Below are 13,000 nucleotides of genomic sequence, written 5' to 3'. Positions count from 1 at the left end.
CTGATGGCGAAGGAACAGAAGTCCACCTGGGAAATTGGCGAGCAGGACCGCGCCGGGCTCGGCGAAACCGAGGACGCCGAGCGCGCCACACCGGAGATCAACACCGAGGAATTGCCGGACGGTTCGGGCAATGATGCACCCACCGATGAGAAGGACGACGGCGATACTCGTTTCGATGCCGGATAGCCGCCGGGCGTAATACTCACCCGGTGCGCGCGCGGTGCCCGCTCGCCTGAGCGAGGCGGCTGAGGTATTCGCCAAAACCTCCGGGTGCGCGAGCCTCAGTGCGCGCCGACGTGAGCACCCGCGGCACCGGTTCGGTGACGATGCGGGCGCCGAGTCGGAACGCGTCTTCGACGAGCCGCCGGTCCTCGCCGGCGCTCGATCCGCGAAAACCGCCGAGGGCAAGATACGTGCTCGCGCGGATACCAAGGTTGGCCCCAAAGATGTGTTGCGGGACGTCGGTGCCCTGTGGCGCGTGTTGGGTGCTGGGTAGCTGGTCGGTGCGCAGCCGGTCGGTGTGCAGCCGGTACCAGTGCGCTAAGAGGTCGGGGTCGATCTCGGCGGGGTTCGGGTCAACCGCACCGGCGACCAGGTCAGCGCCCGCATCGGCGAGGTTTACCTGCGCTTGAAGCCATGCGGGTGGCACCACCGAGTCGGCGTCGGTGCAGGCGATCCAGACGTGACCCGAGTCGCCGGGTGGCAGCGCCCCGAGTGCCCGCTGCGCCGCCGCGTTCCGGGCCGCGCCTGCGGAACCAAAGTCTCCGGTAACGTTCGCAAACCGGGTGTCCCGCGCGCAGTGGTTGGCAACGATGTCCCGGGTGCCGTCCGTGCATCTATCGAGTGCAATGACGGCTCGCCCTCGAATCTGCGGATGCGTCTTGCCCAGGTGACCCAGCGCGCTCGCCACTGCGGCAAGCGCGCTTGGGATGCGGGCCGCCTCGTTGTGCGCCGGGACGATGACAATCGCCGAGCTAACCGGTTGCGGCGCCATGGTTTCCCGATCGAGTGTCTGGCGTGAGCGCGAGAATATCGACACGGAAATCCGTCTCGTCATAGTGTGCAATACCGGTCCACGCCGGGCGGGAGAGCAAGGTGCGGTGCACGGTGTCGCCGTCGATACTCCAGTTCAGGATGGGGTGGCGCCAGTGGCAGGCGAGCAACTGTGTTCCGGGAGCGGAAATCGACTCCACGGTGTCCAAGAGCTCGTCGAGTTCCTCGGCGGTGAAATAGTAGCCCACCTCGGAAAGGACGATCAGGTCGAATTCTCCCTGGCCGGTGACGACGGATCGCAAATCCTGGGGCAAGGTGGCGCGCTCAATGGCGACACCGGGCAAGCAGGCGGTGTTTTGCCGGGCCAGTGCGACGGCTTTATCGCTCGCGTCAAGAGCGAAGACGGTGTCGGCGCGGGTGGCGAGGTCTGCGGTCATGGTGCCGATGGAGCAACCAATCTCCAGGACATTGTTGTATCGCTCCGAGGGCAGCATGGTCATGGACAGGCGCCGCTTGCGCTGCTCATACCAGGTGCTTTCGGTTCCCCACGGGTCGGGTTGGTCGCTGTGCACCTCGTCGAAGACCCGGGCAGCGTCATGGGAGGTGAATTGAGTGGAATGTTTGTTCATCGAGAAAACCTCCCATTCGCGCCCAAAGTGCTGTTGAAAGTTTTCGGAGAGCAGCGTCTCATCCCCCGGTTGGTCAGAAAGCGGCGCAATTTGCGAGCGGTGCTCGGCGAGCGCCCCGCGTTTCGCTTCCAGATCGGCCGCGTTGAGTGGCCACCGATACCAATTGGTCCAGTCTCTGTTTTTCGAGGGCATCGCCCAATGCCAATACCAGATCGGGTACTGCAAATGCGTGGCGCTCAATTCTTCGGCGGCTTCCGCGGCAACCTTGGCAAGTGCCTCGTGGTCGGGGTGTTTATCTGCGCGGTACGGGCTTACGAGGAGTAGTTGCCGGCCCGCGCCGTGAAACTCATCGACCTGTCCGTAAAGGGCGCCCAAGATTTCTTTGTGATGGTTTCCGAGGTGGCCGTCGGGAAAGCGGACCACGGTAAAAGAGGTGTCCAGGCCAAGGCGCTCCATGGCACTGTGAAATTCGCGTGCCCGAATTTCCTTCAGGTCGGCCTGCGAGTGGGTGAGTGATTCGGGGTGTGAGCGTTCGCCTAACGACGCCAACATGATCCGTACCGTCGCCCCGGCACGCCGTGCCGCATGAAGGAGACCGGCGGCGCCGAGAGTTTCGTCATCGGGGTGTGCCGCTAGTAAAACCACGGTTGAGCGGGAGAGGTCCTGCTCGGTGAAGGGCAGTGTGGGCAGATCGCCGAGTCCCGCATCGTCCCAGGTATCCGCGGCGGTGCCCTTATCCAGATGTGTGAAGGACATCAGGATTCTTCTCCTTTCCGCATGAGCGTGCCAAGGCTTGCGTCGTCGCGATCGAAGTGGTGTTGCCGCAGATACAGGGTGAGATCTGCAACGCGCTTGGCAAAAGCGGCATTGAGCGCAAGCGGCGCCGGGCCCATCCCCTGCAACACCGTGTGCAGAGTTGACTCGGCACTCGCGGCGACGTTTCCGCGAAGCGTTAGGGCGGCCGGCCACCATTCGGGCTGTCCCTCCTGAGAATCGCCAGAGCGAGTTGCGGCGCCCTCTTCGGCAGCGTCGATCAGATCGGCCAGAACCGCGAACTGCGCGGCGCACGCGGACACCTCACGGCAAAGCCTGCCCAGAGTTGCCAGGGCGATCTGATCGGGTTCGCGCCGTGTGAGAGAGGTGTCGAATTCGCGCACGAGGCCCAGCGCGCCGCCAAACCACGCGGCGGCAACCTGCATGCCGCCCCACGCGAAACCGGGTCGATTCAGATACCAGCCGGGCTCGCCAACCATGGTTGCACTCGCCCGGTCAAAGGCGACGCCGACGCTGGGGACCTCGGCCATCCCGTGCGCTTCCCAACCGTCTTGCGAGGCAGTGACGCCCGGCGCTTTCAAATCCACTGCAAAGAGCGCCCGGTCCGTGTCATTGATGAAGGCGCTCACCAGCGCGTGATCAAGGGTGGACGCGAGGGAGCACCACGCTTTTGCGCCTGTGAGTTTCCACTCTTCTCCCGCGCCGGCCGCGCGTTCCCCGCTCGAACTGTGCGGTGCCCGTTCGGCGGTGAGACGCGCATGCGGCGCTTCGGCGGCGAACACGCCCCAGGTGCCCTCCGCGTCCACGGCGAGCCCGGCTTGCGCTCGAATGGCGCGAGCATCCAGGTGAGGTTCGAAGATTCTGGAGGCACCGACGTCGTACATCGCAATGGTGGCCAATGTTTCCCACAGCGTGCGCGTATTGCCCTGCCCCGGCAATCCGGCCGCTTCCTCCACCTGCGCGCTCAGCGCAAGCAAAGCGCGGGCATCGCCAAAGTGCGGCTCGAGAGTGTCAATGAGCGCGGCCAACGTCGCATGATTGGGGCACCGGGTGCCGGTGATCGTCTCGCGGGCAAAGGGTGCTGACCGGGCGCACAGGCAAACCGTTGCCCGATCGGCGACCGGACGGTCTTGTGCGGGGGAAAGCATGTGGCGGCTCCTCGACATTTTTGGGAAGAGTTGTGCGGCCGCAGACTGAACCTGACTAGGCATTATCTTATTGCACCCCGGCGTGGTTCGCGGAGGTGAAGTCTGAAAATCAGATGGCGCTAACCGGGTGTGAAGCGCCTAGACTCAAAGGCATGCAGATTTCATCGGTCTCCGAAAAGCTCCAAGATTTGGTATTGCACAGCGAGGACGTCAGCGTGTTCCTTGCGGAGCTTTCCGAGTTCTCCGCCGCCACCGTGACCGAGGTGGCCGGCCACCCCATTCAATGCGCCGTTACGCTCAAGCGGGAGAAGCGGCCGACCGTGACCTTGGCCGGTAATACCGCAGAGGCGAAGGCGTTGGACGAGGTGCAGGCCGCGTATGGTGAAGGGCCGTGTATTGAGGCGATGAAGACCGGCGAGGTGCAGCTGGTCCGCAATGTCGCCACGGATCCGCGCTGGCGGGACTACCTGGAGGCAATCCAAGCGGTGGGCCAATCCAGCGTTCTCGCGATGCCGCTGACCCTGGATGATAATGCGCGGGCGGCGTTGAACTATTTTTCGCGCACCGAGGATGCCTTCGACGAGACGAGCATCAAGATTTGCCGCGAGTACTCCGAGCAGGCGCAACGGGCGCTTCTGTTGGCGGTGCGGATTGCGGCGAAGCACCAGTTGGCGGCGGATTTGCGTGAGGCGATGGAGTCTCGGACCACGATCAACATTGCGGTGGGCATTTTGATGGCGCAGAACCGGTGCAGCCAGGACGAGGCGTTTTCCATCTTGCGCAACGCGTCCAGCAACCGCAACGTGAAATTGCGCGTGCTGGCGGGCGAGTTGGTGGAGTCGGTGTCCAAGGTGCCGATTACGTCTCACTTCGACGCGTAGTTTATGTGGCAGTTTCGCTGCCGAAATTGCCACATAATCGATTATGTGGCAGTTTCGCCGGGTCAGCTGCCACGCAACCCGCGCATAAAAATAGAGCCCCCTGCCGGATTCGAACCGGCGACCCCCTGTTTACAAGACAGGTGCTCTGGCCAACTGAGCTAAGGAGGCGCGGCGCCGGCGGGTAATGCCCGCAAAACAGCGCTTTACAAGGGTAGCGCACCGGGCCGAACGAAATCGACCCGGTGCCGCCACCGACGTCTAGAGCGTTAGGACTTCTCTTCGATCTTCTTGTTCAAGAAGTCCAAGAACTGGCCGTCTTTGCGTCCGTCCCAGTACTCGCCGTCAACCACCACATACGGTGTTCCCGTGACTTGGGTGTTGGTCGCCAGCTGCGTCTGGTACTTCACCCACGGGCGGTAAGTGCCGTCCTTGACGCACGATTCGATGTTGGTCACACCCTGATCAGCGGCCATCGCGTTGAGTGTGGCGTTGTCCAGACCGGTGGTTTGCTCGGCCGGTTGCTGCGCCCAAATCTGGTTCGCCACGTCCTTGTACTTTTCCGGTGCCTCATTGGCCACACACGCGAGCATGTTCGCCGCACGCGAGGAGTAGTTGGAGCCTTGCGAGTACGTGTCAAGCAAACCGACCATGCGGGTCTCGGTGGTGATCTTTCCCTCTTCGACAAGCGTGTCCAGTTGGGCGCCGTTCATGTCCTCAAACTGCTTACAGATCGGGCAGATGGCATCGGCGTAAATGATCACCTGGATGGGGTCTTTGCTGCCCTTTTCCTTGACCTTCATTCCCTCAATCTGGGCTTCAGTCTTTTGATCCGGAGCTTGGGACGGTGCCGGAAGGGGAGAGGGCAGGTTGGCCATGTTGACCTCTCCCACCGACTCCGAAGTCACAATGCCGTCCTTATTAAAGACCACACCGCCATACTGAGTCTGGTTAGCCGGGGCGGGACCGGCATCCGGAACGGCGGAATTGAGGGAGTTCGCCACGAGCAGGGCCACCACCGCACCGATGGCGACAACCACACCGACGATAGACCAGACCAGAATCTGCTTATTCCGCTTTTCCTTCTTCAGCTGCGCCTCGCGGAGCGCTTTCGCCTTTTCGCGAGCGGCCGACTGCCGCTCCGCCTTGGTCAAACGGTTCTTATTGTTACTGCTCATGGTTCCTCTGGTCCGATGGGTAAATGAGTGGTAGCCACTGGCAACTTTCTCATTGTAGGTGAGCTACCGGGGTGAAAACCTAACCGCAGCCAGGCAAACACCTCCAAGAAAGACGCACCCCGGCCCGGAAGAGTTCACCGGCCGTCACCGCACTTCGGCCACACCCCCAAATCCCGACTAGGGTAGAAGGTGAGGCACTAGGCGAAAACCGGGGTGAAACGCGATGGCTACCAGCACGTCCGAACCTGCAGACCAGGCAAGCGCAGACGAGACACACACCAGCGATGAGACCTTTAATTTTGTAGTGGTTTCCAACCGCCTCCCGGTGGACCGCGTCACCGGTCCCGATGGGGAGGAATCCTGGCGCCGCTCCCCCGGCGGCTTGGTCACCGCGCTTTCCCCGGTGATGGAGAATAACGACGGCGCGTGGATCGGTTGGTCGGGTGCGGCCGGGGATCATTTGGCTCCCTTTGATGAACAAAACATGCATCTGCACCCGGTGAGCCTCTCCGAAGAGGAAATCCAGTTATATTACGAGGGTTTCTCCAACGGCTGCCTCTGGCCGCTGTACCATGACGTGATCGCCCCGCCGGAATTCCACCGCACCTGGTGGGACGCCTATAAAAAGGTCAACCGGAGATTCGCCGAAGCCGCCGCGAACATCGCCGATCAAGGCGCCACCGTCTGGGTGCAGGACTACCAGCTCCAGCTCGTCCCGAAAATGCTCCGGGAACTACGCCCCGACCTCAAGATCGGCTTCTTCAACCACATCCCGTTCCCGCCGCTCGAGATTTTTGCGCAACTCCCGTGGCGCAAGGCCGTCCTCGAGGGGCTCCTCGGCGCCGACCTGATCGGCTTCCAACGCGATAGCGACGCCGCGAACTTCCGCCGATCGGTGACCCGCTTCACCTCGCACAACGTGGTCAAAAACAGCATCCACGTCGGCGACGATCAGGGCGTTCCATCCCGAATCGCCCGCGCCGCCGCGTTCCCGATCTCCATCGACATGGAACGCATTAACGAACTCACCGCCCGCCCCGACATTCAGGAGCGTGCCCGCCAAATCCGTGAAGACCTCGGCAACCCGAAATACATCCTGCTCGGCGTGGATCGCCTGGATTACACCAAGGGCATCCGCCACCGTCTCAAGGCCTATGAGGAACTCCTCAATGACGCGCGCACCAAGGTCGGCGACGTGACGCTCGTGCAAGTCGCGAGCCCAAGCCGCGAGCGCGTGGAACAATACCGGTTGCTGCGCGAAGAAATCGAGTCCACCGTCGGGCGCATCAACGGCACCTTCGACACCACCCAACACTCCGCGGTCCGCTACCTGCACCACTCCTACCCGATCGAGGAAATGATCGCGCTCTACATGGCCGCGGACGTCATGCTCGTGACCGCGCTGCGCGACGGCATGAACCTCGTCGCCAAAGAATACGTCGCCTCGCGCATCCACGATGACGGGGTGTTAGTCCTCTCCGAATTCGCCGGCGCCGCGGACACCCTCAAACAAGCCATCCTGATCAACCCGCATGACATTGACGGTATGAAAGAGGACATCGTCAAGGCCCTCACCATGGACCCCGAGGAGAAATCCCGCCGGATGCGCGTCATGCGCCGCATCATCGCGACCAATGACGTGGAAGCCTGGTCGAAAAAATTCTTGGAAGCCCTCAACTCCGATTTGGACGTGTAAATGTCGCCGGAACTCTCCGCCGCACTCGATCGCTTCGCCCGCACCGGCACCATCCTGGTCGCCCTCGATTTCGACGGCGTCATGGCGCCCATCGTCCAACGCCCCGAAGATGCGCGCCCGCTTGAACAGACGGCGGTCGCCTTCGCTGCGCTTGGCTCCTTGAGAAGCACGACGACGGCACTCGTCTCCGGGCGCGCATTGGCATCTTTGCGTTCGGTCGCCTCGCCGGACAAGCACACGCTTCTGGTCGGCTCTCACGGTGCCGAGTTTTGGTGGGGCCCCTCGAACATCCAGCCGCCCATAGAACTCAGCCCCGAGCAATCCGAGGCGCTGAATGCCGCGCAAGCGGCCCTCGCCCAGGTGAGCACACGCTTTCCGGGAACCCGCGTGGAAAGGAAACCGGTCGGCGTCGTCATTCACACCCGGGAGCTGAGCGAGACGGAAGATGCGGCCGCCACCCGGGCCGCGCTCGAGGCGCTTGAACGCATTCCGGGAACGCATGTGACGCTGGGAAAGCGGGTTGTCGAGGTGTCGGTATTGCAGGTCGACAAGGGGCAAGCGCTAGACATTTTGCGCGAGGCAACCGGTGCCGATGCGGTGTTTTTTGCCGGCGATGACGTCACCGATGAGAACGGTTTCGCGGCGTTAGATCCGGCTCGAGGCGACGTCGGTGTGAAGGTCGGTGCTGGTGATACGCGGGCCGAATTTCGCATTGCCGGGCCCGAGGAACTGCCCGGTGTGTTGCAGGCCATAGCGGCGGCCCGGCAAAATGTGGCATACTGAATCCACTGTGACTCACGCCACTCTAGCTGTTTGTGTGTCCGGTACCAACTAAATATTCACCATTCACAACGGATCGTCCGGCACGTACCTGCCGGTGAAGGGAAAATGATGGCTACCGTCAAATACGAAGATGCCACCCGCCTGTATCCAGGCACCGAAACTCCTGCTGTCGATAAGCTCAATATCGACATTGCCGACGGAGAATTTCTTGTTCTTGTGGGACCCTCTGGTTCCGGTAAATCCACCGCGTTGCGCATGCTCGCCGGGCTTGAAGACGTCAACGCCGGACGCATTTTTATCGGCGAACGCGATGTCACCGACGTTCCGCCAAAGGACCGCGACATCGCCATGGTGTTCCAGAACTATGCGCTATACCCGCACATGAGCGTGGCCGACAACATGGGCTTTGCCCTCAAAATTGCGGGCGTATCCAAGGAAGAGCGCGCGCAGCGTGTGAAGGAAGCGGCGAAGCTTCTGGACCTGGAGCAGTACCTGGACCGCAAGCCGAAGGCGCTTTCCGGCGGTCAGCGTCAGCGCGTGGCGATGGGGCGCGCGATTGTGCGTAACCCGCAGGTGTTCCTGATGGATGAGCCGCTCTCCAACCTGGACGCGAAGTTGCGTGTGCAGACTCGTACCCAGATTGCCTCGCTGACTCGTCGCCTGGGCGTCACCACCGTGTACGTCACGCACGACCAGGTGGAAGCGATGACCATGGGTGATCGGGTGGCCGTGCTCAAGGACGGGATCCTGCAGCAGGTCGACACCCCGGATGAACTGTACAACCGGCCGGGCAACGTGTTTGTGGCCGGATTCATCGGCTCCCCGGCAATGAACCTCATGGAACTTCCGGCAGTGAAGGAAGGCGTGGTCTTTGGCGGACACACCTACCCCGTGCCGGAGGCGATCCTGGTGGAAGCAACCGGAAATACGGTAGTTGTCGGGGTGCGTCCGGAGGATCTGGAAACCGCCCCCGAGGGCGAGGGCCTCGCGGTCACCGTGGATGTGGTCGAGGTGCTCGGTGCCGACGCGTACGTCTACGGCCACGCGACTATTAATGACAAGCAAACCGACCTGGTGGTCCGTGTGGACGGCCGCCGTCCCCCGCAGGCCGAAGAGGTCATCCACGTGCGTCCGCAGCGCGGTCACGTGCACTTGTTTGATTCCAAGACCGGGGAGCGTATTGGCAACTAACTGAGTTGCACGACGTTCCCGGGATGACGGGATCGAGGTGAGGCGTTTTAGCTCTTGGGTGCCGGTTATGGCGGACAATGGTTAAAGCGCCTCACTTAGTTTTTGAGGACGGGGCAAGTGAGATGAGACGGGTGGAGTAAGTGGCAACCAATTCTGATGAGAGTGCCGGTTCGGGTGCGCAGTGGACCGATGAGCCGACCGACTTCGAACAACTCGGCAAGCTCCCCCGCAATGTGCCGGTTTCCGACGCGGTGGCGCCGTCCGCACTCAGCATCACTGCAGCGGCGACCGACCCCGAACTGCTGGATTTGCCGTGGTCGATTCCGTTGGAGGATTGGCCGCAGGAATACTTGGCGGCGTTGCCACGCGGTATTTCCCGTCACGTTGTGCGATTTGCCCATTTAGGCGGCTCGGTGATCGCGGTCAAAGAGACCGGCGAGCACGTGGCCCGGCACGAATATCACATGTTGCGGAAACTGCAGCGTTTGGACATTCCGTGCGTGGAGCCGGTGGCAGTCATCACCGGGCGGCGGGCGCCGGACGGGACAGAACTTGATCCGGCGTTGGTCACCCGGCACCTGAAATTTTCGCTACCGTACCGGGCGCTGTTCTCCCAAATGTTGCGCAAAGACACCTTGACTCGCTTGATTGACGCGCTCGCGGTGTTGTTAGTGCGGCTTCACTTGGCGGGTTTCTATTGGGGCGATGTCTCGTTGTCTAACACGCTGTTCCGGCGCGATGCGGGCGCCTTTGCCGCGTACCTGGTGGATGCCGAAACCGGCGAGTTGTACCCGGATTTGTCCACCGGGCAACGTGAATATGATCTGGAGATCGCTCGGGTCAATATCGCTGGCGAGCTCATGGATTTGCTGGAGGCTGGTCTCATCGAAGAGTCTGTGGACCCGATGGCCACCAGCGAGCGGATCATGGAGAGTTACCGCAATTTGTGGAAGGAATTGACCGAAACCGAGGACTTCGACTTGGCGGACCGTTGGCGGGTCAACGCGCGTATCCGGCGGCTCAACGAGTTGGGCTTTGACGTGGAGGAGTATGCGATTCAGACCACCGATGACGGTGCACGAATCCGTTTGCAGCCTAAAGTGGTGGACGCGGGGCACCACCAGCGCAGGCTCCTGCGGCTGACCGGTATCGACGCTCAAGAGAATCAAGCGCGGCGGCTGTTGAATGACATGGACTCCTACCGGGCCGACAACTTCCCTGACCAGGACGAGGAAATCAGCGCGCACGGTTGGGTGTCGCAGGTCTTTGAACCGATCGTGCGGTCCATTCCGCGGGATCTAGGCGGCAAGCTCGAACCGGCCGAAGTGGTGCACGAGGTCTTGGAACACCGCTGGTACATGTCCGAGAAGCAAGACCGCAACGTGCCCCTCGCCGAGGCGGTGCAGTCATATATTGATGGGGTGTTGCGCCACCGCCGCGACGAAGCGACAATCATGCTCAACCCCGATACGGCGACGCTCAAGGCGATGGAGGCCGGCCAAGACTAACCCCCTCGACTGTGTAGCAGTTAATGCCCATCACGGCGTGAACCATGGGCATTAACTGCTACATAGATGAGGGAGAGGCCCGTGGCGACGAGCCACGCGACGATCGGGTACACCGTCATACGCTCGATCCCGCCGCGGCCAAGTCCAAGGTCATTCCCGGTCTGCATGAGCACGATCGCCGCAATACCGGTTGCAGCCAAGATTATCGAGACCACCGCATAGCCGCGGTTCGATCGCCAGGCAATGATTCCTCCGGTCAGCACCATGAGGTTTCCCACCCCAATAGCCAACAGCGCGCCAACGCTGTGCAAGAGCGCCCGCGTCGCGTCCCCGCCGATGTTCTCGGCGAAGGACCCCGGAAAGACCCCTACCATGATGATCCCGATGGCATACAGCACCGTCGGGACGGCGATGATCCGGCGCCATCCCGCCAACACGGGCCACAGCGCAACCAGCGCGACCAAGGCTAACAGCCCCGTGAGAACAAACGTCGCATCCATCAGCCAGAACAGCGGAGAGCACACAGTCCGGTCAAGCTCAACGCATTCGGGGACGCCGAGATCGCTGATGTAATTGTCGGCCCAATTGTAGGGCGCCCTGGACCAGGCCAAGGCCGTGATGGCCTCCCCGACAACATACAGAATCACCAGGGTCAGCGCCACCGCCGACACCCACAAACGACCGCGGGAAAGCCCCGCGCCCGGCGTCATCCGAAATCCGTGAGAACCCATATCACGAGTCTAAGCGCTTAGACACACGCTGGCTAGATCACGCCGCGTCGCCGTTAGACTCTTCTGCACGTAATTCGTCGCGAATTACGTGCAGAAGAGTCTAACGGCGGAATGCCAGGTGCGCGGGGCACGGTCGGGCGGGGTTGCTGCCAGGTGAGGATCGACGGCGGTGACTCGCCTCCTTAAGGCGAGTCACCGCCGTCGCCCCTCATCTATGTAGCGCTGTAAGGATTGGGTTGGCTGGTTTGGGACTGGCTAGCAGGATGGGTATTGGTTGTTCGCTCTTGTTGTGGTGTTGTGACTCGATGTAGCGCTGGCCGCCCTTGGTTGGGTGTGCTTTGAAGTCGATTTGTCCGGCACGTGAACAAGGGTGGGCGGCCAGTGCTCTTTCCGCTCGTTCCGATGACTTGATCAGAAGGTTGCCCACCATACCGTTGTTGGTGTGGTGTGGCTCGTTACAGTGTTGTCTCGAAACGCTTTCCCGGGACCGGTGACTGGCCGCCCTTGAGCGGCCGTGTATCACTTCATTGACCGAAGGGAAGCAACCGCTATGACTATCATCGCGCACTCACACGCGTTTATCATCGGGATCGACACGCACGCGAAAAATCATGTGTTCGCGCTCATTGACGCGAATACCGGGGAAAGTGTGGATACCCGCTCTTTCCCCTCGACCTCGCGCGGGTACCACCACGCGATCGATTGGGCTGGGAAGCGCACTCACGGGAGCCAGGAGAACTTGTGGGTGATCGAAGGGGCCGCGTCATACGGGGCACGGTTATACCGGGCACTGACTCAGGTGGGGAACCAGGTGGTTGAAGCGGCCCGGATGTCCGCTAAAGACCGGCACGCTCAGGGCAAGGACGACACCATTGACGCGCACCGGATCGCGCACAGTGTCCGGAACTTACACCCTCACCAGTTGCGTTATCCGCGCCAGGACCAGGACGCCCGTCAAGCATTAGCGATCCTGGACACCGCGCGCACCTCGATGACCAAGGAACGCACCGAGCATGTGAACGCGCTCGGCGCTTTGGTACGTAAAACCGAGTTCGGTCTGGACACCCGCAAAGCCCTGTCCAAAGCGACGATCACTATGATCGCCGGCTGGCGTGCCCGCAAGGGCGAGGACCTGGACATCGCTACCGCGCGTCATGAAGCGATCCGGCTGGCCAAACGCATCCAGGACCTCGACGAGCAACTCGCCGAGAACAAAGAATTGATCACCCACGCCCTGGAACACATCGAAGCAGCCGTGCTCTTGAAAGAAAAAGGGATCGGTCCGATCAGTGCCGCCCGGGCGATGATCGTGTGGTCCCACCCGCGCCGGGTGAAAAGCGAAGCCGCGTTCGCCGCGATAGCAGGCGTGAACCCGATCCCGGCCTCCTCCGGGAACACGCAACGCCACCGGCTCAACCGCAGCGGCGACCGGAAACTCAACGCGGCCCTGCACATGATCGCGGTCTCACGCATGACCCACGACTCCCACAC

Annotated in this window: 12 protein-coding genes and 1 tRNA gene; 7 read left to right on the top strand and 6 right to left on the bottom strand. The window is 61.9% G+C overall.

Annotated features, from left to right (window positions below; genetic code table 11):
• Positions 1-3: 3 nt before the first annotated feature.
• Positions 4-186, top strand: a complete 183-nt coding sequence (locus O148_RS16305; protein WP_035745964.1) for a hypothetical protein — start codon at positions 4-6, stop codon at positions 184-186.
• A gap of 16 nt (positions 187-202) precedes the next feature.
• Here O148_RS16305 and O148_RS0111475 read toward each other — a convergent pair whose 3' ends face one another.
• The 3 genes from O148_RS0111475 to O148_RS0111465 are packed head-to-tail and all read right to left on the bottom strand — an operon-like array spanning position 203 to position 3,544.
• Positions 203-994 (bottom strand): glycosyltransferase family 2 protein, encoded by a 792-nt coding sequence (locus tag O148_RS0111475; protein ID WP_026531031.1) that lies wholly within the window; start codon positions 992-994, stop codon positions 203-205.
• Positions 975-2,378 carry a PIG-L family deacetylase gene (locus O148_RS0111470; RefSeq protein WP_051620145.1) on the bottom strand — a complete coding sequence of 468 codons (1,404 nt, stop codon included), beginning with the start codon at positions 2,376-2,378 and terminating at the stop codon, positions 975-977. The genes O148_RS0111475 and O148_RS0111470 overlap by 20 nt, the downstream gene beginning before the upstream one ends.
• Positions 2,378-3,544, bottom strand: coding sequence for an acyl-CoA dehydrogenase family protein (locus O148_RS0111465; RefSeq protein WP_051620144.1), 1,167 nt, complete (start codon positions 3,542-3,544; stop codon positions 2,378-2,380). The genes O148_RS0111470 and O148_RS0111465 overlap by 1 nt, the downstream gene beginning before the upstream one ends.
• Before the next feature lie 152 nt (positions 3,545-3,696).
• On the opposite strand from O148_RS0111465, the gene O148_RS0111460 reads away from it, so the two are divergent.
• Complete coding sequence (locus O148_RS0111460; RefSeq protein WP_026531028.1) at positions 3,697-4,425, top strand: GAF and ANTAR domain-containing protein; 729 nt, start codon at positions 3,697-3,699, stop codon at positions 4,423-4,425.
• Between the two features lie 94 nt (positions 4,426-4,519).
• Here the strand turns inward: O148_RS0111460 and O148_RS0111455 are convergent.
• Both O148_RS0111455 and O148_RS0111450 read right to left on the bottom strand, forming a co-directional pair.
• Positions 4,520-4,593: transfer RNA gene (locus tag O148_RS0111455), tRNA-Thr, on the bottom strand.
• Between the two features lie 98 nt (positions 4,594-4,691).
• Entirely contained in the window at positions 4,692-5,600 is a 909-nt protein-coding gene (locus O148_RS0111450) for a DsbA family protein (protein ID WP_026531027.1), read from the bottom strand.
• A gap of 223 nt (positions 5,601-5,823) precedes the next feature.
• Between O148_RS0111450 and otsA the strand changes: the two genes are divergently transcribed.
• The 4 genes from otsA (at position 5,824) to O148_RS0111430 (ending at position 10,778) form a co-directional block, all read left to right on the top strand.
• Positions 5,824-7,296: an alpha,alpha-trehalose-phosphate synthase (UDP-forming) gene (otsA, locus tag O148_RS0111445; RefSeq protein ID WP_026531026.1), complete on the top strand. Its 1,473-nt coding sequence runs from the start codon at positions 5,824-5,826 to the stop codon at positions 7,294-7,296.
• A complete protein-coding gene (gene otsB / locus O148_RS0111440; protein WP_026531025.1) occupies positions 7,297-8,079 on the top strand; it encodes a trehalose-phosphatase in 783 nt (260 codons plus the stop codon).
• Positions 8,080-8,187: 108 nt separating this feature from the next.
• Positions 8,188-9,270: an ABC transporter ATP-binding protein gene (locus O148_RS0111435; protein WP_026531024.1), complete on the top strand. Its 1,083-nt coding sequence runs from the start codon at positions 8,188-8,190 to the stop codon at positions 9,268-9,270.
• A 140-nt stretch (positions 9,271-9,410) separates the two neighbouring features.
• The gene (locus O148_RS0111430) at positions 9,411-10,778 is read left to right on the top strand and encodes a DUF4032 domain-containing protein (RefSeq protein ID WP_026531023.1); all 1,368 of its coding nucleotides are present in this window, start codon (positions 9,411-9,413) and stop codon (positions 10,776-10,778) included.
• A gap of 20 nt (positions 10,779-10,798) precedes the next feature.
• Here the strand turns inward: O148_RS0111430 and O148_RS0111425 are convergent, their stop codons facing one another.
• Complete coding sequence (locus tag O148_RS0111425) at positions 10,799-11,509, bottom strand: DUF998 domain-containing protein (RefSeq protein WP_084157276.1); 711 nt, start codon at positions 11,507-11,509, stop codon at positions 10,799-10,801.
• Between the two features lie 550 nt (positions 11,510-12,059).
• Between O148_RS0111425 and O148_RS0111420 the strand changes: the two genes are divergently transcribed.
• Positions 12,060-13,000: IS110 family RNA-guided transposase (locus O148_RS0111420; protein WP_026531021.1), on the top strand; the 941-nt coding region annotated here is incomplete at its 3' end.

Origin of the sequence: Haematomicrobium sanguinis DSM 21259, from assembly GCF_000688395.1 — a bacterium.
Lineage (GTDB): Bacteria > Actinomycetota > Actinomycetes > Actinomycetales > Micrococcaceae > Haematomicrobium > Haematomicrobium sanguinis.
The sequence above is the reverse complement of the archived record's forward strand: the minus strand, read 5'-3'. Positions and strand labels throughout refer to the sequence as shown.